The sequence below is a fragment of the Arthrobacter sp. E1SS-5 genome, assembly GCF_057073715.1.
This window is the reverse complement of the sequence record NZ_CP172703.1, coordinates 260,196-281,305: the sequence shown is the minus strand read 5'-3', so window position 1 is coordinate 281,305 and position 21,110 is coordinate 260,196. Positions and strand designations below refer to the sequence as shown.

The window sequence follows — 21,110 nt, the reverse complement described above, 5'->3', positions numbered from 1 at the left end:
CGCCGAACAACTGGAAGGACCGGGGCAGGGGCCCGCCCGCGGGTGCGCGGCCGGGCCCCTGCCTTCTACGGTCCTGCGAAGGGAGCGTCAGAGCTGCGCGCGGCGGGCGCGGACCACGCGGTTTACGCCCACCGCCGCGGCCAGCAGCGCCACGGCTGCCAGGCCGAATCCGGCGGTGGCGGCAGCGGAGCCTGCCCCGGCGGAATCAGCGGAACCGTTGAGGGCGCCGGGCACGGAGGCCGGAGCCGAGTGCGGGCCGTCGATGGTTTGCACCGCGAGCTTCAGGTTCTGGTCCGCCAGGCTGCCCCATGCGTAGACGATGGTGTGCGTCCCTTCCGCCACAGCCACGTCCGCCGGGCCGATCACGGGAGTGGTGGTGCCGGCAGCGGCAACTGCGGCCGGGACTGTGCCGGGATCGAGGGTCAGGGTTTGCTCGTTCGGGTTGGCCAGATTGGTGACGACGGCGGTGCCGCCTGCCAGGACATCGACGGCGGGTGCGGCAGCGGCGTGCCGGACGGTCAGTTTGCCCTTGCCGGCCGGGATCTGGGACGTGTCGTTGGTGAACAGGCTGGCGGTGGGCTTGCCGTCCGCGCCCAGGTGGGCAGCAGCGGTGTAGTTTCCGTTGGCGGCCAGGTTGACGCTGACCGGGCCAATGGCCGGTGCGGACGCGTCGGCGGCGTCGGCTGCCGTGATGGCAATGTCGTAGGTGCCCGCCGGAAGCGCCAGTGGCCCGGCAAGGGTCCCCGGGGTGAAATCATCGAGCGTGCGTTCGCCGTTGACCCACACGTCCACGGTCAGTCCGGGGACCCCGTGCAGGACGGAAAGCTGGGCGTCCCCGTCTGCTGCGCTGGCGGGACCTGCCAGCGCGATTGCCGCTGCAATGGCTGCTGCACCGGCACCTGCGGCGAAGATTGTGTTGCGCATGTCCATCTCCTTGATCGGCCCGGCTCGCGGGCGTTTTTTGCTGACACCCCTACTACCGGCGGAGCACCGGATTTGGATGCAGATTCATGGAGATTTTTTTGGCGGAGCTCCTACGCGGATGCCGGAGCGGCGGTGCTGGCGCGGAGGACCAGTTCCGGCGCGACCACGGTGGAGCTCACCGGGGCGCCGGACTCGATCTCCTTAAGCATCATGTCCATGCACCGGCGGCCCAGTTCCTCGAAGTCCTGACGGACGGTGGTCAGCGGGGGCGTGAAGTACCCCGCCTCCGGCTGGTCGTCGAAGCCCACCACGGAGACGTCGTCGGGCACTTTGACCCCCGCCTCGGTGAAGGCGCGCAGCAGGCCCAGTGCCATCTGGTCGTTTCCCACGAAAATGGCCGTCGCCGCGCGTCCGGACGCCAGCTCGCGGCCAATCGAGTAGCCGCTGCCGGCACTCCAGTCGCCTTCCACCAGCAGGGACTCATCCAGCCCTGCGTCCCGGAGGGCGGCGCGCCAGCCCTCCGCTCGCTCGGCGCCGTCTGTCCAGTCCGGCGGCCCCGCGATGTGCCCGATCTGCCGGTGGCCTTCCTTGATGAGATGTTCGACGGCGAGCCTGGCGCCCGCGCGCTGGTCCACCATGGCGCCGCTCACCGAAGCACTGCCTGCCGAGCCCACAGCCACCACGGGCACGGGAAGGTTCATCTGTTCCAGCACGGCCAGGGTTTGCGAGTGCGGCACCAGCACGGCGATGCCGTCCACGGCCTGGTCCATGAAGTGGCCAACAGCGTCCGAGATGGCGTCCCTGCTGACTTCCCGCAGGGCGGCGATGCTGACAAAGTAGCCGGCGTTCCGGGCGGCATTTTCAACGCCTACCAGGGTGTTGGCCGGGCCGTACTGCGAGAGCTCGCTGGCCAGTACGCCGATGGTCTGCGAGCGCCGCGTGACAAGGCTCCGGGCAGCGGTATTGCGCCGGTATCCCAGTTCCGCGATGGCCGCTTCCACCTTTTCCCGGGTCGCCTTGCTGACGTTGGGGTGGTTGTTCACCACGCGGGACACGGTCTGGTGGGAGACCCCGGCGATCTTTGCCACGTCTTCCAGGCGCGGCATCCGGCCCTTGCTGGTTTTTGCCATGTGCCTATTGTGCCTGCTGCGGCCCCTGCGGCTGCCTGTGTTGCGGGTGCAAATAGGCGGTGCTGATTGTCGATGAATGCTTGCGCTGACCCGGCGGGATGGGAAGGATGAAGGCCATCCGCGTCTGCAGCGAAGGAGCCGGCCCAATGACCAAGTACCTGATCTCGTTTCCCAGCGGCGCGATGGACATCCCCGACGGCGGCCTGCAGGAAGTTGCCGACGCCGCCCATGCGGTGGTGCAGGAGGCCAAGGACGCGGGCGTCTGGGTGTTCGGCGGCGGCATCGACGAGAGCGTCCCGCCGGTCATGGTCGACGGCGGCGGATCCGTCACGGAGGGCACCTACCCGCAGACGGCGCAGATGGAAGGCGGCTACACAGTACTGGAGCTGCCCAGCCACGACGCTGCACTGCACTGGGCCGCGAAGATCGCCGCCGCCTGCCGGTGTGCCCAGGAGTGCGGGCGTTCCAGTACGACCCCGCCAGCTGAACGCGGGACCGCCGCCTGGAGCTGGAGGGATTGTGGAACTGCAGTATCCGTTCACGGGTGCCTGGCTGGTGCAGAACTCGCCCGCGGACAGGGTTCCCAGCCACGGGACGCGGCTTTTGGGCACGAGTTACGCCATCGACTTCACGCCGGTGGACGCGAAAGGGCGGTCTGCGCGGTTCACCCTGGCGTCGCTGGTCCGGCCGGAGCCGCCGGAGCACTTCGCCGGTTTCGGCAGGGCAGTCCGGGCGCCGGTGTCCGGCCTGGTGTGCTCCGCCCACGACGGCGGGACTGACCACGCCGCCTTCCGCGGCTTCCCCTCAATCGGCTATGCCGCCACCCAGGCCAGGCGTGTTCGGGAAGGGTGGCTGGCCCTGGCCGGCAACCACGTGGTGATCGAGAGCGCGGGCTTGTTCGTGGCGCTGTGCCACCTCAAGCGGGGAAGCGTGAGGGTCCGGCCGGGGCAGCGGATTGAGTGCGGCGAAGTGGTGGGAGCGTGCGGCAACTCCGGCAACAGCACGGAACCGCATCTGCACCTGCAGGCCATGGATGGCCCGGCTCCGGAGCAGGCTTCCGCGGTTCCCATCACGTTTCCTGACGGGCTTCCCAGGAACGGGACTGTGCTGTCAGTTTGAGGGCAGCCCAGACGCGGTTTGCGTTGGTTCCAGGCCTTAAAACAACGGCAGGCCAGCGGCTGCATGCCGCTGACCTGCTAAGAGGTGGGCCCTGTGGGGCTCGAACCCACGACCCACGGATTAAAAGTCCGATGCTCTACCAACTGAGCTAAAGGCCCCTGCCGGCCGGTCAAACACGTGTGTCCGCCCGTCCGGCCCAATCCATTTCTGGACGTTAATACTCTAACCCATGGTTCCGGCGTCTTTCGCACCTGCTCCGGGAGCCGCCGTCGTGCGCCCAAACCGACTGGTGAAGGCCCTTTTTGCCCTGAACGGGACGAACGCAAACGTGCTCGATTTCCACTGCAGCACAGGAGTAGCGTGGGGGCATGAGCGAGCAAGCAGGAACCAGTCCGTACGGCGGCAGCAACCGGCACCACAAGCCCAAGCCTTTCGCGCCGATGGACTTCGAGCCGTTCGCCGGCGGCGCTGATCCTGCACGAGTGTCCGAGGCCGCCCACCTCGCTGCCCAGGCCTTGGTCCGCCACGGCCGCGACAGCGACGACCCCCAGATCACCGAACGCCTGGTGCGGCTCGCCGACGAACAGGGTCTGGACGCCATTGCCGAAATGTGGGCCGAAAGCCCCGCGCGTTCCCTTCCAGGCGCGCTCTGGCGTCTCTACGCCCTCCGCGCCGCCACCGTCCAGGACCCGGAGCGAATCTCCGTCTACTTCCGTGCCGGCAGGGACACCGCCCAGGTCTCCAATGTGGTGGCCGGCGCCGCTGAGCCGCCGGGCGCTGATGAAATGCGCACCATGGCTGACGCCATCCTCTCCGGCGCATTCGACGGCGATTTCGACGTGGCACTGGAACGTTCCGCCGCGTTCTGCCGCGTGGTGGCGCTCGGCCAGGCCACCCTCGCCGACGGCGCCGAGCACGCCAACGAGGCCCATGCCAGCAAGCTGACGCGGAACTCGCACCAACTGGTGAAGACCGCCGAGGACCTGGAACACGCCGCCAACGCCTGGCGCCTGGGCGAGCTGGACTGAGTCCTCTTTTCCGGCGGCTTCCCCCGAAGAACCGGATTTTCCGGGAGAAACCGGGGCCCCGCTGTCAAGATTGACTTGCGCCGGGTGAAGTAGAAGACTGAAACCGGTGCCGAGCCGCGAAACCCCCGGGCTTCAACAATTAGCCGCCTAGAGCGGCCTACCGCCGAGAGGCGTATCCGGTTCGGCACCATTTTTCTGCCCTCATCCAGGTGGCCGATTCAGAGGGTACTGTCAGGGGCCGGTAGAGTAAGCGACAGTTGCCCGCCGGCGTCAAGTCACACCGCAGCAACCCCGCCTTGATAAGTCCCCGGAGACCGGTAAATACGTGAAGCTGCGCCTTTTTCCCCAGGAGCCCGAAGGGCTGAAGCTGCTCTCGCAGATGGCACAACAGATCGTGCTGGCCAGTGCCACCCTGGCCGAGATCCTTGGCGTACCCGCGGACGAGCATGCCAAGCTCGTCGAGGACATGCACAACATCGAGGCCAAGTCCGCGGAACTGCACTTCGCCCTGCTGACCCACATGCGCAGCAGCTTTGTGAATCCACTCCCCCGCGAGGACATGTATGCGCTGTCCCGGTACCTCAACGAGGCCATGGAGAAGATGGATGCCGCCGCGGAGCTGGTAGCCCTGTACAAGCTGGACCGCCTTCCCAAGCGTGCCGCCGACCAGCTTGAGATCATCAGCCGGCAGGCCGAACTGACCGTGGACGCGATGCGCAGGCTCAATGACCTGGATGACCTCGAGGATTACTGGATCGAGATCCTGCGCCTCGCCAAACGGGCCGAGCGGACCCACCGGGTCTGGGTGGCGGACATGATCGCGGACATGAAGTGGGCCCAATACTCCCGCAACCGGGACATCGCCAACCAGTTGGTGGAGGTCACCAAGGACATGCGGCGGGTGGCCACCCAGGTAGGCAGCATCATCGTCAAGGAATCCTGAGGTGGCGGCGGTCATCTTCGGCGCGGTGGTCCTTCTGGCGGCGGCGTTTGCCTTCCTGAACGGCTTCCGCGATGCGTCCACCTCCGTTGCCCTGGCGGTGCGGAACCGTGCCCTCACCCCCAGCGTTGGCGTGCTCCTGGCCGCGTTCTTCAACTTTGTCGGCGCCCTCCTCAGCGCCCTGCTCGCCGTCGCCGCAAGCCAGACCTGGATCAACCTTCCCAGCGGCGCCGACGGCCTCACCATCCTGGTGGCCGGGCTGGCGAGCGCCTGCGCCTGGGGACTGCTGATGTGGTGGCGCGGTATTCCCGCCTCCTCCACCCATGCCCTGGTGGGCGGCCTTGCCGGCGCGGGCCTTGCCAGCCTGGCGATCGGCGGACCGGGAGTTGCCGGCGTGGACCAGTCCCTGCTGTTCCAGGTGGTCCTGCCGCTGGTCCTGTCTCCGCTGGTGGCCTACAGCGGCTCCTTCCTCCTGGTGTATCCGGCCACGTGGGTGGCCCGCTACACCCAGCCCAACGTGGTGAACCAGCGCTTCCGCCGGGGCCAGGCTGTTGCCGCCGGTGCGGTGGCCTTCGGCCACGGCCTGCAGGACGGGCAACGCGTCAGCGCCGTGCTGCTGCTGGCCCTCCTGGCGGCAGGCTATTCCGACGGCGGGATCCCCACCTGGGTGGCAGCACTGTCCGCCGTCATGATGACGGCCGGGACACTTTTTGGCGGCTGGCGGATCTCGCAAACCATCGGCTACAAAATCACCAGGATTGATCCCCTCCGCGGCTCCGTGGCCCAGACATTCAGCGCGCTGATGCTCTTTGTCGGCGCCATCGGGCTGCACTGGCCTTTGTCCACCACGCACACCGTCACCGCCGGGGCCCTGGGCGCCGGCGAAAACCAGCACTTCTCCGTGACCAACCGGAAGCTGGTCATCCGGATCCTGTGGCTCTGGGCCCTGACTCCCCTGGCCACCTGCGCCCTGGCCTTCGTGCTGGCCCTGGCACTCTCCCCCATCTCCGTCTAGGCGGGGTCAGCGCAGGTTCCGGCTCCCCTGTACAGGGAATCGGCCGTGACGTACATTCGAAAGTGCGCCCCCGGTCAATGGTGCCGGGGACCGGCGTCCGCGCCGTGTGCAGGGCTGCGGATAAGCGCCGCTGCAGCCACACGGCGGCTTGGATGCACCACGCGGAAATGAGCACGCGTCATGTCTTTCCAGTATTCCCGGCGCCCCCTGCCACAGCCCCGGCAGCCGCAGTGCGAGGCCTGTGGAACCGAGCACCAGCTGACCATCCACGCCATCACGGCCATCGGCGCCGCGGGCGGAGACCTGGTGACGGTCTCCTACACCTGCAACGACTGCAACCTGTTCCAGGAACACACCGCCTACGCTACCGACGTCGCAGCTGCGCTTAACCAGGTCCGGTGGATGGCCAAAGTGGTCATCTTCGGGGACGACTACATCCACTGCGGTTTTCCCATGGAGGAGGCCGAGTTCGAAGTTGAGCGGCTCTGCTACCGCAGCAGCAGGACCGGCCGCAGCCTCAATGCTGTGTCCCTGCCTACCCGGGTGCTGCGCTGCCACTGCGGGTTCCAGCTGGAACTCCCGGAATGACAGCGCCTGGAGCCCGCACCGGGCTGCGCAGTGACAGGCGGGTACGCTGCGCAGGGGCAGCCCTTAAGCACTGAGCCCCGCGTTCGGCGCGGAGTTATGCCGCCGGAGCCCAGCTCTTGGCTAGAGCTGGGTGGCCGCCGGACCGCCCGGCGCGGCCAGAAGGACGGCCGCAAGCTCTTCCGCGGTCAGGTTCGCGGCCGAACAGAGCTCATCCTGCGCAATCCCGGCAGTGGAAGCTGCGCGGACTGCCTGCCGCAGGGCCTCCTGGGCATTGTCCAGTTCCCACTGCATGCTTTCAACGAGCGAACTGGCCCGCCAGACTACCGAGAGGACGTCCTCCTCCTCGGCGGCGACCGCAAGGTGGGGGTCGAGTTCCGGGGCCAGGGGTCCGGCCGCGAGGGGTCCGGCCAAACCGGCCGCAGCGGCAAAACCCTCCGCTGGCAGGACGGGGTCAGGCAGTACGGGATCCGGGAACCCGAGATCCGGCAGGACCGCGTCCTGCACCGCTGCGCCTGCGTCCACCGCTACGGAAACCGTAAGCTGGGGGCCCAGAGGGCTGCTCGCCGTCTGCGTCATGGCAAAACTCCTTAAGCTGGCTTACTACTAGTTCCGTAAGTATCTAGTTGAGCGTACTAAACGAATGGGTAGAGCGCCAACAGGAGACGGACTTATCCGAAGCGGCCCGAGACGTAGTCTTCGGTGGCCTTCTGGACCGGGTTGCTGAAGATGGTGTGGGTGTCGCCGTATTCGATCAGCTTGCCCGGCTTGCCGGTGCCCGCGATGTTGAAGAATGCGGTCTTGTCCGACACGCGCGCGGCCTGCTGCATGTTGTGGGTAACGATCACCACCGTGTACTGGTCCTTGAGCTCATTGATGAGGTCCTCGATGGCCAGGGTGGAGATGGGGTCCAGGGCGGAGCATGGCTCGTCCATGAGGATCACCTGCGGCTCCACTGCGATGGCGCGGGCAATGCAGAGGCGCTGCTGCTGGCCGCCGGAAAGGCCGGAGCCGGGCTTCTCCAGCCGGTCCTTGACCTCGTTCCAGAGGTTGGCGCCCTTGAGCGAGCGCTCCACCAGGACGTCGGCCTCACCCTTGGAAATCTTCTTGTTGTTCAGCTTCACGCCCGCCAGCACGTTGTCCCGGATGGACATGGTGGGGAACGGGTTGGGCCGCTGGAAGACCATGCCGATCTGCGACCGCACGGTCACGGGGTCCACGCCGGGGCCGTACAGGTTGTCGCCGTCAAGCAGGACCTCGCCCTCCACGCGGGCGCCGGGGATGACTTCGTGCATGCGGTTCAGGGTGCGGAGGAAGGTGGACTTTCCGCAGCCGGACGGGCCGATGAACGCGGTGACGGACTTGGCCTCGATGTTGATGCTGACGTCCTCCACGGCGAGGAAATCGCCGTAGTACACGTTCAGGTCCTTGACGTCGATGCGCTTAGACATGGTGTTCCTTCACTTACTGGGTATGGATTGAAGTCTAGGATCCGCCGCGAAGGGGCGGAAGGGCGGCTGCTGTTTACCGGCCCGTTTTGGGAGCGAAGATCCTGGCGATCAGGCGTGCCACCAGGTTCAGGACCATCACCAGGATGATCAGCACCAGCGCTGCTCCCCATGCCCGCTGCGAGGACGGGTCCGGGTTGGAGGGCGAGGTGGGGTTGAGGATCTGGGTGTAGATGAAGGTGGGCAGCGAGGCCATCCACCCGCCGAACACGTTCGAGTTGATGCTGGTGGCAAAGCCGGCGGTGACCAGGATGGGCGCCGTCTCGCCGATCACCCGGGCGATTGCCAAGGTGACGCCGGACGCGATGCCGGAAATCGCCGTCGGGATAACCACCTTGAGGATGGTCCGCCACTTGCGCACGCCCAGCGCGTAGGCGGCCTCACGGAGTTCGTTGGGGACGATCTTGAGCATTTCCTCGCTGGAACGGACCACCACGGGGATCATCAGCACGGAAAGCGCGACGGCGGCCACCGCACCGGTCTTGGTGCCGGGGCCCACCACCGCGAAGAAGAATGCGGCGGCGAACAGGCCGGCCACGATGGAGGGGATGCCGGTCATGACATCCACGAAGAACGTGATGGCCCTGGCCAGCCGTCCGTTCTGGCCGTACTCCACCAGGTAGATGGCGGTGAGCAGCCCCACGGGGACAGAGATCACCGTGGCCAGCAGCGTGATCTGCACGGTGCCCAGGATGGCGTGGTAAATGCCGCCCATCACGGGGGCGCCGCTCTCCACGGACTTGTTGTCGAAAGCACCGGTCACACCGTTCATGGAGGTGGTGAGGAATCCGGGATCGAGGAGCCCTGGGATGCCGTTGACCAGTACGGTCCAGATGACCGAAACCAGCGGCAGCAGCGCCACCAGGAACGAGCCCACCACCAGGCAGGTGGCCAGCTTGTCCTTTGCCTTGCGGGAGCCTTCCACGGCCGCGCTCCAGGACACCAGGCCGATCGCGAACAGAATCGCGGAAACCACGCCCCAGCCAAACGGGTTGAAGCCGATCAGGGCCATGATGGCAGCGCCGGCGATCAGGGCCGCGCCGAGCACGGCGTACGGCGCGTACTTGGGCAGCTGGCCCTTGGTGAGTGCCGACCGCTTGCTGCGGACGGGGGTAAGCGTGGAGGTCATTTAGTTGGCTCCCGAAAATTCTTTGTGCCGGGTGATGACCCAGCGCGCGATCATGTTCACGGCCAGGGTGATGATGAACAGCACCAGGCCGGCGGCGATCAGCGTGCTGACCTTGATGCCGCTGGCTTCCGGGAAGTTCAGGGCGATCTCGGCAGCGATGGTCTGGTTACCGGACTGGATCAGGCTGGCAGTCAGGGCACCCGAGGAGAGCACCAGGGCCACGGCCATGGTCTCGCCCAGCGCGCGGCCCAGGCCCAGCATGACGGCGCTGATGATGCCCGGGCGGGCGAAGGGCAGCACGGCCATCTTGATCATTTCCCAGCGGGTTGCGCCGAGCGCCAGCGCCGCTTCCTCGTGCAGCTTGGGGGTCTGCAGGAAGATCTCGCGCGACAGCGAGGTGATGATCGGCAGGACCATGACGGCCAGGACAATGCCGGCGGTGAGGATGGTCTTGCCGGTGGTGGACGCCGGACCCTCGAAGATGGGCAGCCAGCCCATGTTTGCCGCGAGCCAGCTGTAGGCGGGCGAGATTTCCTTGGCCAGGAAGGCCGCACCCCAGGCGCCGTAGACCACAGAGGGGATGGCGGCCAGCAGGTCCACCACGTAGCCGAGTCCGGAGGCCAGGCCACGGGGTGCGAAGTGCGAGATGAACAGCGCCACGCCGATGGCGATGGGGGTGGCGATCACCAGCGCGATGACGGCGGCGATCAGGGTGCCGATCACGATGGGCCAGATGTAGGCAAAGAAGCCCTGGCCGCCTTGGATTTTGTCAGCGGGTGCGGTCAGCGCGGGGATTGCCTGAACGACCAGGAAGAGCGCGACGCCGAAGAGGACGGCGAGGATCAGGCACCCGGCTGCAAGCGCGGCGCCGGAAAAGACTTTATCCCCGGCGCGCCCGGCGCCCTGGGTACTGGTCAGGGTGGTGGCGGTCATTCGACGGCCCTTCGATTCGTTGCTGGATTAAGGAAGCGGGGTGCAAAGCCAAGTTCCCCGCACTGCCTTCCGGCAGGCGGGGAACCCGGTTTTGCAGCGTTGGCTAGGACTTGACCTTGATGGAGTCGATGGACTTGGCGGCCTTGGCTGCGAGGTCCGAGGACAGCGGGGCGGACTTGGCCGACTCGGCTGCGGCCTTCTGGCCCTCTTCGGACACTACGTAGTGTTCGAAGGCCTTGACCAGGTCAACGGTCTCCTGCTTGTCGTAGGTGGTGCACAGGACATGGAAGGACACCAGGACGATCGGGTAGGCACCGGCGATGGTGGTCTTGCGGTCCAGCTTGATGGAGAGGTCGTTGGCGGCGCGGCCTTCAACCGGCTTGCCTGCGTCCACGGCCTTGGCAGCGGCCTCTGCGGAGATCTTGGTGAAGGAATCGCCCACCTTGATCTGGGCCACGCCGAGCTTGCCGCTCACGGCGGAGTCGTCAGCGTAGGTCACGGCACCGGGGGTGTCCGTGACGGTCTTGACCACGCCGGAAGTGCCCTTGGCGTTCTCGCCCTGGAGGCTGGCGGGCCACACACCGGCGGCCTTGTCGGTCCAGACGTCCGGAGCAGCAGCAGAAAGGTAGTCGGTGAAGTTCTGGGTGGTGCCCGAGTCGTCGGAGCGGTTCACCGGGGTGACCTTGAGGTCGGGCAGCGAGACACCTGCGTTGAGGGCTGCGATGGCGGGATCGTTCCACTTGGCGATCTGGCCGCGGAAGATCTTGGCCACGGTGGCCGCATCCAGCTTCAGGTCCGTGACGCCGGGAACGTTGAAGGCCACGGCGATCGGGGAGATGTAGACCGGGACGTTGATGGCGCCGTCGGGGCCGCAGACGGACTTGGAGGACGCGTATTCGTCATCCTTCAGGTAGGCGTCGGAGCCGGCGAACTGGGCCGAGCCGTCCAGGATGGCCTTGCGGCCTGCGCCGGAGCCGTCCGGGGAGTACTGCACGCTGGCGCCGGAGTTGGCGGAAGCGAAGTTGGTCTTCCAGGCGTCCATGGCTGCGCCCTGGGCGGAAGAGCCGATGCCGGTCAGCGTGCCGGTGACCTTGGTACCGCCGGCGGACTGGCTGCCGGCAGGAGCGGTGCCAGTGGCGTTGTCTGAACCGCAGGCGCTGAGCGCGAGTGCGCCGGCTGCGATAACAGCGATAGCCGCGTGGCGGCCGAAACGGAGTGCCTTCACTAGATGTACCCCTTCCAGGGTTATTCAGGTGCGGGACAGGGACGGAGAACCCTGCTGCGCGATGCGTACGTTGTGTACCTTCAAGAAAGTTATGGGCCGCAGGTAACGGGATGGGCTGTCCAAAGTGAACGGAATATTAACGACGGCGGGACATTGGCTGACAAATGCCGGGTCGCCATTGCGCGGATCACATGCCCGGCCGTAGTGGCGTCACGATTTGCAGGACCGGGCAGCAAATAGACTGAACGGCATGGCTCCAGCAGCAGGACTTTCAGCAGGCAAACGGTTCCTGCACGGCCGCATCCGCACCGGGCTGATCCGCAGCCGGAATTCCCTTGTTCCGGCACTCCAGATGACCGTGTGCGCGGTCGCGGCCTACGCCTTCGCCGAGTACGTCCTGGGGCACACGGGACCGCTTTTCGCGGCCACGTCGTCCCTGATTGCCCTTGGTTTTTCCCGTGAGCCGCGGCTGCGGCGGGTAGTGGAGGTGGGCCTGGGCTGCACCATCGGGATTGCCGTGGGTGATCTTCTCCTGCACTGGCTGGGCAGCGGAATCTGGCAGGCCGCCGTCGTCCTTCTTTTCTCAATCCTGCTGGCCCGCTTCCTCGACAGTGGTGTCATCTTTACCACCCAACTGGCCCTGCAGTCGGTGCTTGTGGTGTTGCTGCCGGCGCCGGCGGGCGGCCCGTTCACCCGCAGCATCGACGCCGTGGTGGGTGGAGTTTGCGCGCTGCTGGTGACCATCCTGATGCCCAAGGATCCGCGCCGGGAGCCGCGCAGGGACGTCCAGAAGCTGCTCCATGAGCTGGCGGAGGTGCTCCGGGAGTGCGCCGATGCCATGGTCAACAGTGATTCCAGCCAGGCGTGGCATGCCCTCATCCGGGGCCGCAACTGCCAGCCGCTTGTCGATGCAATGCGCCAGTCGCTCCGCGCCTCCGGGGAGGTTGCCACCCTGGCGCCCGCCTACCGCCGGCACCGGGATGAGCTGGACCGGCTCAAGCAGTCCCTGGATTTCATCGACCTGGCCCTGCGGAACAGCCGCGTTTTTGCGCGCCGGCTGACCAGTGCCATCAACAATGCGGCGCTGTCCGACGAGGCGACGGACAGCATCGCCGGAGTGCTGCAGGAGACCGCTGCCGCGATTGATGAGCTGTCGCTGGGCCTGGCGGAGTCGCACGACGGCGTCCGCCGCGCCCACCTGCGCACCGCCCGGCGGGACCTGAGCGAAATCGCACTCCGCCTCCATCCCAAGCTGCTGGAGGTGCAGCGGCTTGAGGGTGAAACGGTGGTCATGCTGTTCCGGCCGCTGATGGTGGACCTGCTGGAGGCCACCGGAATGGACGCGGACGAGGCCAGGGACGTGCTGCCCGCACTGTAGTGTCAGTGCCCGCCACTAGGGTTTAACGCATGGCAACAAAGACTTCCCGGGCATCCAAGGCGCCCGCGTACAAATGCGCCGAATGCGGCTGGACCACGGTCAAGTGGGTGGGCCGCTGCGGCGAGTGCCAGGCCTGGGGCACCGTTGAGGAAACAGGCACCGCGGTGGCCCGGACGACGGCGGCCACAACAGTCGTGGAGCCGGCCCGGAAGATTGCTGACGTGGACGCCACCACGGCCGCGTTCCTTCCCACCGGGGTGGACGAACTGGACCGGGTGCTGGGCGGCGGGCTGGTTCCGGGTGCCGTCATCCTGCTGGCCGGTGAGCCGGGCGTGGGTAAATCCACGCTCCTGCTGGACGTCGCTGCCAAGTTCGCGCGGACTGCCCAGGACGTCCTCTACGTGACCGGTGAAGAGTCGGCCGCCCAGGTGAAGCTGCGCGCGGAGCGGATCGATGCCGTGGCCGAATCCCTGTACCTGTCCGCAGAGACCGATCTTGGCCAGGCGCTGGGGCAGGTGGAGAAGATCGAGCCGCGGCTGCTGATCGTGGACTCGGTACAGACCCTGAGCAGCGCAGACGTGGATGGCAGTGCCGGGGGTGTGTCCCAGGTGCGCGAAGTGGCGGCTTCCATCATCGCCGCGGCCAAGCGGCGGAACATGACCACCTTGCTGGTGGGGCACGTCACCAAGGACGGGTCCATCGCGGGGCCGCGGCTGCTCGAACACCTGGTGGACGTGGTGTGCCAGTTCGAGGGCGAGCGGCATTCGAGGCTGCGGCTGCTCCGGGCGGTCAAGAACCGGTACGGGCCCACCGACGACGTAGGCTGCTTCGACCTGAACGAGAACGGCATTGAGGGCCTGGCCGATCCCAGCGGCCTGTTCGTCAGCCGCACCAAGGACCCAGTGTCGGGGACCTGTATCACCGTCACCATGGAGGGGCGGCGTCCACTACTGGCGGAGGTGCAGTCACTGCTGGCGGAAAGCCCCAATTCGCAGCCCCGGCGGGCCACCAGCGGCCTGGACAGTTCGCGGGTGTCCATGCTCCTGGCCGTGCTGCAGCAGCGGGCCGGAACCCTGCTGCACAAGGACGATTCCTACGTCGCCACCGTTGGCGGGGTGAAGCTCAGCGAGCCCGCCACTGATCTTGCAGTTGCTCTTGCCGTGGCGTCGGCCAAAGCCCGCAAACCCCTGCCCATCCGGCTGATCGCCTTTGGGGAAGTGGGGCTGGCCGGGGAGGTCAGGCCGGTGCCAGGCATCAACCAGCGCATCCAAGAGGCCCACCGGCTGGGATTCACCCACGCGGTGGTTCCTGCCAGCCACACCGGTCCGGGCCCGGTACCCCCAGGGTTCTCCGTGCGCGAAGTGGAGCACCTTACGGAGGCGCTCAGTCTCCTGATCGGTTAGCAGCCCCGGCTTTTCGGTCAGCCGCTGGCCTCTGTGCTTAGGCAGATGGCGCTCCAGCTCAGGGTACTGTGAGTGGGAGCCTTCTCGCAGATGGAGGCTTACACGTCTGTGCTGGGGGAAGCTTGGTAATCCAGGAACAGCAGGGCACCGCCGAAGAAGCGGGCCATGCACGCAGGGCACCGGTGCAGCCGGTGGTGTCGGACCGGCTTGATGGACTGTTCGGGAGCTTCAGCGCCCGCATGCGGGTGGTGGCTGCCCAGTCGCCGGTCACGTTGGCCATGGCCCTTGTGTTGGCGGCAACGGTTGCTTTCAGCCCTGAAACATTCACCAACGATATGTTCGTGGCGGCCCTGGTGTTCCACCTGGTGATTGCCGCACTGTGCGTCGCCATGCCGTGGGGCCGGGTGCCGGCCGGGGCGTTTGCCGTGGTCCCGCTTATGGATTGTGTTGCCATCGGGCTTACCCGGCAGGCGGGCGGCCCCACGTTCAGTGTGCTGAGCGTGATGCTGGTGTTCCCCGTCATCTGGCTCTCTGCACAGGTCCGGCCCTACATGCCTGCTCTTGCCATTGGAGGGACCGCCCTCAGCATCGTTGCCCCCGCGGCGCTGCAAGGCGCTCCGCCTGCGGGCGGCTCGATGATCCGCACACTGATACTCCCCTTGGTCATGTCCGTCATTGCGGTCACGGCGCATGTAGTGGCAACCACCATCCGCCGGCAGCGCCAAACTTTGGTCGAAAACGAGCACGACATGGCCCGGACCCTCGACGAAAGCGTCCGCAGGCAAAGCCTCCTCGACGCCGTACTCAAGGCCGTCGGAGTCGGCGTTTGGGTGGTGGACACCACGGGGATCACTGTCCTGGCCAACAGGGCCATGCGGTCGGACCCCATCCTCGCAAGCGTCATCGGGTCCGAGGGTGGAAGCAGCCCTGCCGGTGGGCCGGGGCTGCTCATGGCGGCAGACCGCTCCACCCCTGTCACAGCCGGCCGGCTTCCCGCGGCCCGCGCCGCCGCAGGGGAAGCTTTCACGGACGAGTTGTACTGGGCAGGTCCTGCCGGCCGCCAGCGCGCCTACTCCGTAAGCTCGCAGTCTTTCCCTCCGGCCGGCGGGCAGGAGGGCGGTGCCGTCATCACTTTCGTCGACGTCACCAGCCTGATCAGCGCGCTGGCAGCAAAAGACCACTTTGTTGCCACTGTCTCGCATGAACTCCGGACCCCGCTCACGTCGATCCTCGGCTACCTGGAACTGGTCCTGGACGAACCCGGGCACGAGGAGATCCAGGAAGAGCTCCTGGTAGTCCGCCGCAATGCAGAGCACCTGCTGAACCTGGTCAACGACCTGATTGCTGTGGCGTCCGAGCGGATTGACCTGTCTTTGGAGGAGACGGACCTGGCCCGGCTGCTCGCCGTCGAGGTCGACGCAGCCTTGCCCAAGGCGGCCAGCAGCGCGCTGCAGCTGGTGCTCGATTCGGAGCAGCCGCTGCCCGGCAGGATGGACCCGAAGCGGATCAGCCAGGTGATCCAGAACCTGCTCTCGAACGCAATCAAGTACTCCCCCGACGGCGGCCTGATCACCGCAAGGGCCTACCGCGACTCAGCAGGTTTGGTCTGCACCATCAGGGACACCGGCCTTGGGATGACAGAGGAGGAGCAGGAACAGGCGTTCACCAAGTTCTTCCGTGCGGCACGCTCACGTGAAACAGCCATCCCCGGCGCAGGCCTGGGACTGTCCGTCAGCAAGACCATCGTCGAGGGCCATGGAGGATCGATCAGCCTGGACAGTGCGCCCGGGGTGGGCACCACCGTAACCTTCATCCTGCCGGCATCCTGAGCGGGTTCCCGGTGGATCCCCCCGGTGGGCGGGGGTCCGCGAAAGGTCAGCGGTCAGGAACCGGCAGTCAACCAGCGGGAAACATCGCTGCGCAACACCAGCAGCGGGCCGCCGGTGGCGCTCACGTTGCCGTTGGCCACGTAGTACCCGCGGCCGGACCCCGCTCCCCCGGCCGCCCGGTCCAGGGCGTCCACAAGGTGCCGCGGCAGGTGCCCTTGCGGGCCCAGGCTGCGCAGCTCGTCCACTTCTTCCGGTGTCAGCCGTCCCATAACTTCAGCAATGCTGGCCATGAGTGGTCCCTTCGAGCGAAGTGCCTGGCGAAGTGCCTGAAGGAATAACCTAGAGCAGCGCCGTGAACTGCACGTTAACGGCGGACGGCAATTGCACTTCCGCTGGGAAGTGACCTGTTTGGAGGATCAATGCCCATTCGAAGCGCAGGCATACTGCTGTACCGGCAGGACCTGCCCACGCCCCCCGGCACCTCTGCCGGTACCCACGATGGGTTGCAGGTATGGATCGGCCATATGGGCGGCCCCTTCTGGGCACGCAAGGATGCGCACGCATGGTCCATTCCCAAGGGCGAGTACGTTGACGGTGAGGACCCGCTGGCTGCGGCCCTGCGCGAATTCGCCGAGGAGATGGGCACTGAAGCTCCTGGAGTTGAGTACAGGCTGCTTGGCGAATTCCGGCAATCCTCCGGAAAGCTCATCACCGTCTATACAGCGGAAGCTGCTTTCGACCCGGAGGTCATCAACAGCAACACCTTTCCGCTCGAGTGGCCCAAGGGGTCCGGCAGGATCCAGCACTACCCGGAAATTGACGACGCCCGCTGGTTCCCGGAGGAGGAAGCGCGGCTCAAGCTCGTCAAGGGCCAGCTGCCCATCCTCGACGCACTGGTTAAGGCCACCGCCGCGACATGACGCACACCCGGACACCGAACGACAGCACTCCCGCCCCCGGGATCGCTGGAACGGTGCCGGGACGCCGTAACGTCACGGCGACCCAGGGCTAGACGCCCGTGATCACTAACGCAACGCTGTGGCCGCCGAAACCGAAGGCATTCACCAGCCCTGCCGGCGCACAATCCGGCGGCAATTGGTGGGTGCCTTCGGTGATGACGTTGAGGTCCACTTCCGGATCCAGCGCCTCGACGTTCAGGGTTTCCGGCAGCCGGCCGGTGCGCAGGGCTTCAAGGACCACGACGGCGGCCAGCGCGCCGGCCCCGCCCAGCAGATGGCCGGTATGCCCCTTGGTGGAGGTGACCGGCACCCTGGCGCCAAAGACGGCGTTGATCGCCTGGCCTTCAAGCCGGTCGCCTACAGGAGTGGACGTGGCGTGGGCGTGCACGAAGCCAATGTCCGCCGGCTGCAGGCCAGCCGAATCCAGTGCTTTTTGCATGACCCTGCGCTGCATGGCGGGATCGGCGGCGACAATGTCGTTCGCATCGGATGTCACCGCTCCGCCGGCCACCGCTCCCAGAATGGCGGCCCCTCGGGCCCGCGCATGCTCTTCACTTTCCAACACCACCACCGCGGCCCCCTCCGCGAGCACAAAGCCGTCCCTGCCGCCGTCGAACGGGCGTGAGGCGCGCTGCGGATCGTCGGAGCGCGTGGACAGGGCGCGGATCTGGGCAAAGCCGCTGAGCACCAGGTCGTTGACCGAGGCGTCAACACCACCGGCAATTACGACGTCGGCAGCACCTGAGCGGATCAGCTCGGCTGCCTGGACAATCGCCTCAGCCCCGGAGGCGCAGGCGCTGACAGGCGTCCGGGCACCGCCACGCGCACCGAGATCGATGGAGACCCAGGCCGCGGGGCCGTTGGCCATCAGCCGGGTTAGGGTATGCGGCGAGACTTTCCGCGGGCCGGACGCCGCCAGCACCCGGTCCTGTTCGATGGTGGAGCCCAGCCCGCCGTACGCTGAGCCGATCACCACGGCAAACCGCTCAGGATCTGCCTCGGGGGCACCTGCCTGAACCCATGCTTCCCGGGCCGCAATCAGGGCGAGCTGGCCGCAGCGGTCCATCCGTTTCATTTCGCGGGTGCTGAGGTGCTCCGCGAGATCCGTCGTCACCTGCCCGGCGATTTTGACCGGCAGCTGCTCCGCCCAGTCCTGCTCCAGCACCCCAATCCCGGACCGCCCGTCAAGCAGGGCCTCCCAGGTCTCCTTGACCGTTGCACCGAGCGGATTAATTGTGCCGATTCCGGTCACCACGGCGCGGGCCTGTGCCGGGCCCACCGGAAGGTTGGCCACCCTACTTCGCCGGGTTGTGCGTGCCGATGGGCACAAGCGTCAGGTCCGGGTGGTTCTTCTCAATCCGCCGCAGGGCCCAGACGTCGTTGAACAAGGCGAGGTACTCGCCGTCGGACCGCAAAAGCACCTCCGCGCCCGGTACGTTGGCCAGCGCGGGCATCGCGTCCGCCGTCGTAATCCTTGCCAGGGAGTAGGGCAGGCGTTCCAGCCGCATGGGGGCACTGAAGTCGTGCGCCATACGGTCCTCCACTACTTCGAACTGCATGGGTCCGACGGCGGCGAGCACCGGCGCCTGGTCACCGCGAAGGTCGGAGCGGAGCAGCTGGATGACGCCCTCGTGCTCGAGCTGCTCGATGCCGCGGCGGAACTGCTTGAACTTGCTGGGGTCCTTGGACCGGGCCACCTGGAAGTGCTCCGGGGCGAACAGCGGGATGGCCGGGTACTCCACCGCTTCCTCAAGGAAGAGGCTGTCACCCACCCGCAGCGAGGACGCGTTGACCAGCCCCACTACGTCCCCGGGGTAGGCCTCGTCGATGACCTCGCGTTCGCGGCCGAACACCTGCTGCGCGTACTTGGTGGCGAAGGACTTGCCGGTGCGGGTTTGGGTGACCACCATGCCGCGCTCGAAGACGCCGGAGCAGACCCGGATGAAGGCCACGTGGTCGCGGTGTGCCTTGTTCATGCCGGCCTGGACCTTGAACACGAAGCCGGAGAACGGGGACTCCACCGGGCGGGGGTTGCCGTCCACGTCCGGGCGTGGCGATGCCGGCGGAGCGAAGTCCACCAGGGCGTCCAGCAGTTCCTTGACGCCGAAGTTCAGCGCGGCGGAACTGAAGAGGATGGGTGTGGCCTTGCCGGCGTGGAAGGCCTCGACGTCGAACTCGAGGTTGGACTCGATCACCAGTCCCGCCTCGTCCACGGCGTCGGACCAGTTGCTGCCCTGGTCTTCCGCGGCTTCCTCAGGCGTGAAGTAGTCCGTAATGGCGATCTGCGCGCCTGCATTGTTGCGCTGGAACCGGGCAAAGCGGTCGTTGCGCAGGTCCCAGACGCCGCGGAAGTCACCGGAGATGCCCACGGCCCAGGTCAGCGGCATGGGCTGCAGTCCGGTGCGTTCGGTGATCTCGTCCATGAGCGCCAGGGCGTCCAGGCCCGGGCGGTCCCATTTGTTGATCACCGTGATGATGGGCAGGTTGCGCTGCTTGCAGACCTCGAAGAGTTTCATGGTCTGGGTTTCCAGGCCCTTGGCGGCGTCCACCAGCATCACGGCGCAGTCGACGGCGGCCAGCACCCGGTAGGTGTCCTCAGAAAAGTCGGCGTGGCCGGGGGTGTCCAGGAGGTTGATCACGGTGTCGCGGTAGGAGAACTGAAGGGCGGCCGAGCTGATGGAGATGCCGCGGTCCTTTTCCATCTGCATCCAGTCGGAGACGGTTTCCCTGCGGTTGGCCTTGCCGCTGGAGGCGCCCGCGGTTCCGATCACCTTGGCATGCAGGGCCAGGGCCTCTGTGAGCGTGGACTTACCGGCGTCAGGGTGGGAAATGACGGCGAAGGTCCTGCGGCGGCCCGCCTCCTTATGAATCTCGGAGATTCGGGCTGGGGTCAGGACATCTTGGGACACGGTGCTACTTTCGCTGCGGTTGTGGCTGCCCAGGGCCTTTCGGGTTCTGCACTGCGGCTCAAGGGCGGGAATGTCATTGGCAAACGGCCAAAGTACAAGTTTATCGCAGGGCCGCAAACCGGTACCGGCTGCGCTTAACGCGTGCGAAACCGGACGTTCAAAGCCTCGAAATGCCGGGCCGTTAGCTTTGGCGCATGATGCATGGCGCCACCTTTACCGGCAACCTCTTCTTCGACCCGCTGGCCACCAACCTTGACCGCTTCGGTGCCGTCAACAGCTTCGATGCGGCCGCAACACAGGGTTCCGATTCCAGCCTTTCCTCCGGCTCATCGCGAAAGCGCGGGGTCCAGACAGCGGAAGAACACAAGGCACTTCGGGCCGCCTCCCTTTCAAAAGTCAGCAGGGACCTGGAGCGGATGCTCAGGGACCTGAAGCGCTGATCCCGCATGATGGGTTCATGCGCAGCATCGAGTTGGTCTTTGACAGCTCCACCGATTCCCTGATCAGGGCGGACTGGGGGCGGCTGCAGGCTGCAGGCCTTCCGAGCCTTGCAGCCCACACCTCCCCCAGTAACAGCCCGCACATCACGCTTGCCGCCGGGGCAGACCTGCAGGCTGATGGGAACGGTCCGTGGCAGGCGTTGCCCGTGGATATCACGTTCTCCGGCGCCATCGTCTTCCCCGCGGGCACAGGCAAGTATGTCCTGGCGAGGGCGGTCCTGCTGACCGATCCCCTGCTGGACCTGCACAGGGGCCTCCACCAGGACCTGTCCGGCGCGTTGCCGCTCACACTGCCGGGCGCATGGACGCCGCACGTCACCGTTTCCCGCCGTATCTCCGGACACCAAATAGGAACGGCCATGGACCTGCTGGACCTGCGCCTTGAAGGCCAGTGCACGGCGGCCCGGCTCTGGGACAGCAGCACCCGGGCCATCGCGCCGCTGGGAGGGATGGCCTGAGCAAGGGCACTCAACCGGGACTAAAAGGGCGCGAAAGTACCCTGCCCGCAGCCGCCGTCGAACGCGTTTTCCCGGCACTATCCGAAACCCCCTAATGGGGCACTTTGGGGCTTGCCCGTGCGGAACTTGGGTTTCTTA

Annotated in this window: 21 protein-coding genes, 1 tRNA gene and 1 pseudogene; 12 read left to right on the top strand and 11 right to left on the bottom strand. The window is 66.6% G+C overall.

Translation table 11 applies throughout. The features are described from left to right. Positions 1 to 87 precede the first annotated feature (87 nt). The gene (locus ACIGJD_RS01395; protein ID WP_483687964.1) at positions 88 to 924 is read right to left on the bottom strand and encodes a DUF4397 domain-containing protein; all 837 of its coding nucleotides are present in this window, start codon (positions 922 to 924) and stop codon (positions 88 to 90) included. A 110-nt stretch (positions 925 to 1,034) separates the two neighbouring features. Next, positions 1,035 to 2,054 carry a LacI family DNA-binding transcriptional regulator gene (locus tag ACIGJD_RS01390; protein ID WP_483687963.1) on the bottom strand — a complete coding sequence of 340 codons (1,020 nt, stop codon included), beginning with the start codon at positions 2,052 to 2,054 and terminating at the stop codon, positions 1,035 to 1,037. A gap of 146 nt (positions 2,055 to 2,200) precedes the next feature. On the opposite strand from ACIGJD_RS01390, the pseudogene ACIGJD_RS01385 reads away from it, so the two are divergent. Then, positions 2,201 to 2,541 (top strand): annotated as a pseudogene (locus tag ACIGJD_RS01385) (YciI family protein). 32 nt (positions 2,542 to 2,573) lie between these two features. Next, positions 2,574 to 3,173, top strand: coding sequence for a M23 family metallopeptidase (locus ACIGJD_RS01380; RefSeq protein WP_483687962.1), 600 nt, complete (start codon positions 2,574 to 2,576; stop codon positions 3,171 to 3,173). 85 nt (positions 3,174 to 3,258) lie between these two features. On the opposite strand, the gene ACIGJD_RS01375 is transcribed toward ACIGJD_RS01380, so the two are convergent. Next, positions 3,259 to 3,331: transfer RNA gene (locus ACIGJD_RS01375), tRNA-Lys, on the bottom strand. Positions 3,332 to 3,541: 210 nt separating this feature from the next. Between ACIGJD_RS01375 and ACIGJD_RS01370 the strand changes: the two genes are divergently transcribed. From ACIGJD_RS01370 to ACIGJD_RS01355, 4 genes are all read left to right on the top strand, one after another. Then, positions 3,542 to 4,201, top strand: a complete 660-nt coding sequence (locus ACIGJD_RS01370) for a hypothetical protein (RefSeq protein WP_142131545.1) — start codon at positions 3,542 to 3,544, stop codon at positions 4,199 to 4,201. A gap of 325 nt (positions 4,202 to 4,526) precedes the next feature. Next, positions 4,527 to 5,144: a DUF47 domain-containing protein gene (locus ACIGJD_RS01365; RefSeq protein ID WP_483687961.1), complete on the top strand. Its 618-nt coding sequence runs from the start codon at positions 4,527 to 4,529 to the stop codon at positions 5,142 to 5,144. Between the two features lies 1 nt (position 5,145). Further along, a complete protein-coding gene (locus ACIGJD_RS01360) occupies positions 5,146 to 6,156 on the top strand; it encodes an anion permease (RefSeq protein ID WP_483687960.1) in 1,011 nt (336 codons plus the stop codon). A 180-nt stretch (positions 6,157 to 6,336) separates the two neighbouring features. Further along, the gene (locus ACIGJD_RS01355; protein ID WP_483687959.1) at positions 6,337 to 6,744 is read left to right on the top strand and encodes a hypothetical protein; all 408 of its coding nucleotides are present in this window, start codon (positions 6,337 to 6,339) and stop codon (positions 6,742 to 6,744) included. 120 nt (positions 6,745 to 6,864) lie between these two features. Here ACIGJD_RS01355 and ACIGJD_RS01350 read toward each other — a convergent pair whose 3' ends face one another. The 5 genes from ACIGJD_RS01350 to pstS all read right to left on the bottom strand — a co-directional run bounded on the left by ACIGJD_RS01350 (position 6,865) and on the right by pstS (position 11,536). Then, the gene (locus ACIGJD_RS01350) at positions 6,865 to 7,320 is read right to left on the bottom strand and encodes a hypothetical protein (protein ID WP_483687958.1); all 456 of its coding nucleotides are present in this window, start codon (positions 7,318 to 7,320) and stop codon (positions 6,865 to 6,867) included. A 92-nt stretch (positions 7,321 to 7,412) separates the two neighbouring features. Next, positions 7,413 to 8,192, bottom strand: a complete 780-nt coding sequence (pstB, locus tag ACIGJD_RS01345; RefSeq protein ID WP_018763202.1) for a phosphate ABC transporter ATP-binding protein PstB — start codon at positions 8,190 to 8,192, stop codon at positions 7,413 to 7,415. A 73-nt stretch (positions 8,193 to 8,265) separates the two neighbouring features. Beyond that, on the bottom strand, positions 8,266 to 9,378 hold the full coding sequence (gene pstA, locus ACIGJD_RS01340) for a phosphate ABC transporter permease PstA (RefSeq protein WP_483687957.1): 1,113 nt from the start codon (positions 9,376 to 9,378) through the stop codon (positions 8,266 to 8,268). After that, positions 9,379 to 10,311 (bottom strand): phosphate ABC transporter permease subunit PstC, encoded by a 933-nt coding sequence (gene pstC, locus ACIGJD_RS01335; RefSeq protein ID WP_483687956.1) that lies wholly within the window; start codon positions 10,309 to 10,311, stop codon positions 9,379 to 9,381. A 103-nt stretch (positions 10,312 to 10,414) separates the two neighbouring features. Next, the gene (gene pstS / locus ACIGJD_RS01330; protein ID WP_483687955.1) at positions 10,415 to 11,536 is read right to left on the bottom strand and encodes a phosphate ABC transporter substrate-binding protein PstS; all 1,122 of its coding nucleotides are present in this window, start codon (positions 11,534 to 11,536) and stop codon (positions 10,415 to 10,417) included. Between the two features lie 250 nt (positions 11,537 to 11,786). Between pstS and ACIGJD_RS01325 the strand changes: the two genes are divergently transcribed. From ACIGJD_RS01325 to ACIGJD_RS01315, 3 genes are all read left to right on the top strand, one after another. Continuing rightward, complete coding sequence (locus tag ACIGJD_RS01325; protein WP_286401016.1) at positions 11,787 to 12,914, top strand: FUSC family protein; 1,128 nt, start codon at positions 11,787 to 11,789, stop codon at positions 12,912 to 12,914. 29 nt (positions 12,915 to 12,943) lie between these two features. Beyond that, positions 12,944 to 14,317 carry a DNA repair protein RadA gene (gene radA, locus ACIGJD_RS01320; protein WP_376978407.1) on the top strand — a complete coding sequence of 458 codons (1,374 nt, stop codon included), beginning with the start codon at positions 12,944 to 12,946 and terminating at the stop codon, positions 14,315 to 14,317. Between the two features lie 122 nt (positions 14,318 to 14,439). After that, positions 14,440 to 16,146, top strand: coding sequence for a sensor histidine kinase (locus tag ACIGJD_RS01315; RefSeq protein WP_483687954.1), 1,707 nt, complete (start codon positions 14,440 to 14,442; stop codon positions 16,144 to 16,146). 53 nt (positions 16,147 to 16,199) lie between these two features. On the opposite strand, the gene ACIGJD_RS01310 is transcribed toward ACIGJD_RS01315, so the two are convergent. Continuing rightward, the gene (locus ACIGJD_RS01310) at positions 16,200 to 16,436 is read right to left on the bottom strand and encodes a hypothetical protein (protein ID WP_483687953.1); all 237 of its coding nucleotides are present in this window, start codon (positions 16,434 to 16,436) and stop codon (positions 16,200 to 16,202) included. 129 nt (positions 16,437 to 16,565) lie between these two features. Here ACIGJD_RS01310 and ACIGJD_RS01305 point away from each other — a divergent pair, with 129 nt between their 5' ends. Further along, entirely contained in the window at positions 16,566 to 17,066 is a 501-nt protein-coding gene (locus ACIGJD_RS01305) for an NUDIX hydrolase (protein WP_483687952.1), read from the top strand. Between the two features lie 88 nt (positions 17,067 to 17,154). Here the strand turns inward: ACIGJD_RS01305 and ACIGJD_RS01300 are convergent, their stop codons facing one another. Together ACIGJD_RS01300 and ACIGJD_RS01295 are read right to left on the bottom strand one after the other, a co-directional pair. Beyond that, positions 17,155 to 18,384 carry a beta-ketoacyl-[acyl-carrier-protein] synthase family protein gene (locus ACIGJD_RS01300; RefSeq protein ID WP_483687951.1) on the bottom strand — a complete coding sequence of 410 codons (1,230 nt, stop codon included), beginning with the start codon at positions 18,382 to 18,384 and terminating at the stop codon, positions 17,155 to 17,157. 16 nt (positions 18,385 to 18,400) lie between these two features. After that, the gene (locus ACIGJD_RS01295; RefSeq protein WP_483687950.1) at positions 18,401 to 20,014 is read right to left on the bottom strand and encodes a peptide chain release factor 3; all 1,614 of its coding nucleotides are present in this window, start codon (positions 20,012 to 20,014) and stop codon (positions 18,401 to 18,403) included. Positions 20,015 to 20,208: 194 nt separating this feature from the next. Here ACIGJD_RS01295 and ACIGJD_RS01290 point away from each other — a divergent pair, with 194 nt between their 5' ends. After that, a complete protein-coding gene (locus ACIGJD_RS01290; protein WP_483687949.1) occupies positions 20,209 to 20,454 on the top strand; it encodes a hypothetical protein in 246 nt (81 codons plus the stop codon). Positions 20,455 to 20,471: 17 nt separating this feature from the next. Next, entirely contained in the window at positions 20,472 to 20,972 is a 501-nt protein-coding gene (locus tag ACIGJD_RS01285) for a 2'-5' RNA ligase family protein (RefSeq protein WP_483687948.1), read from the top strand. The last annotated feature ends 138 nt before the right edge of the window (positions 20,973 to 21,110 follow it).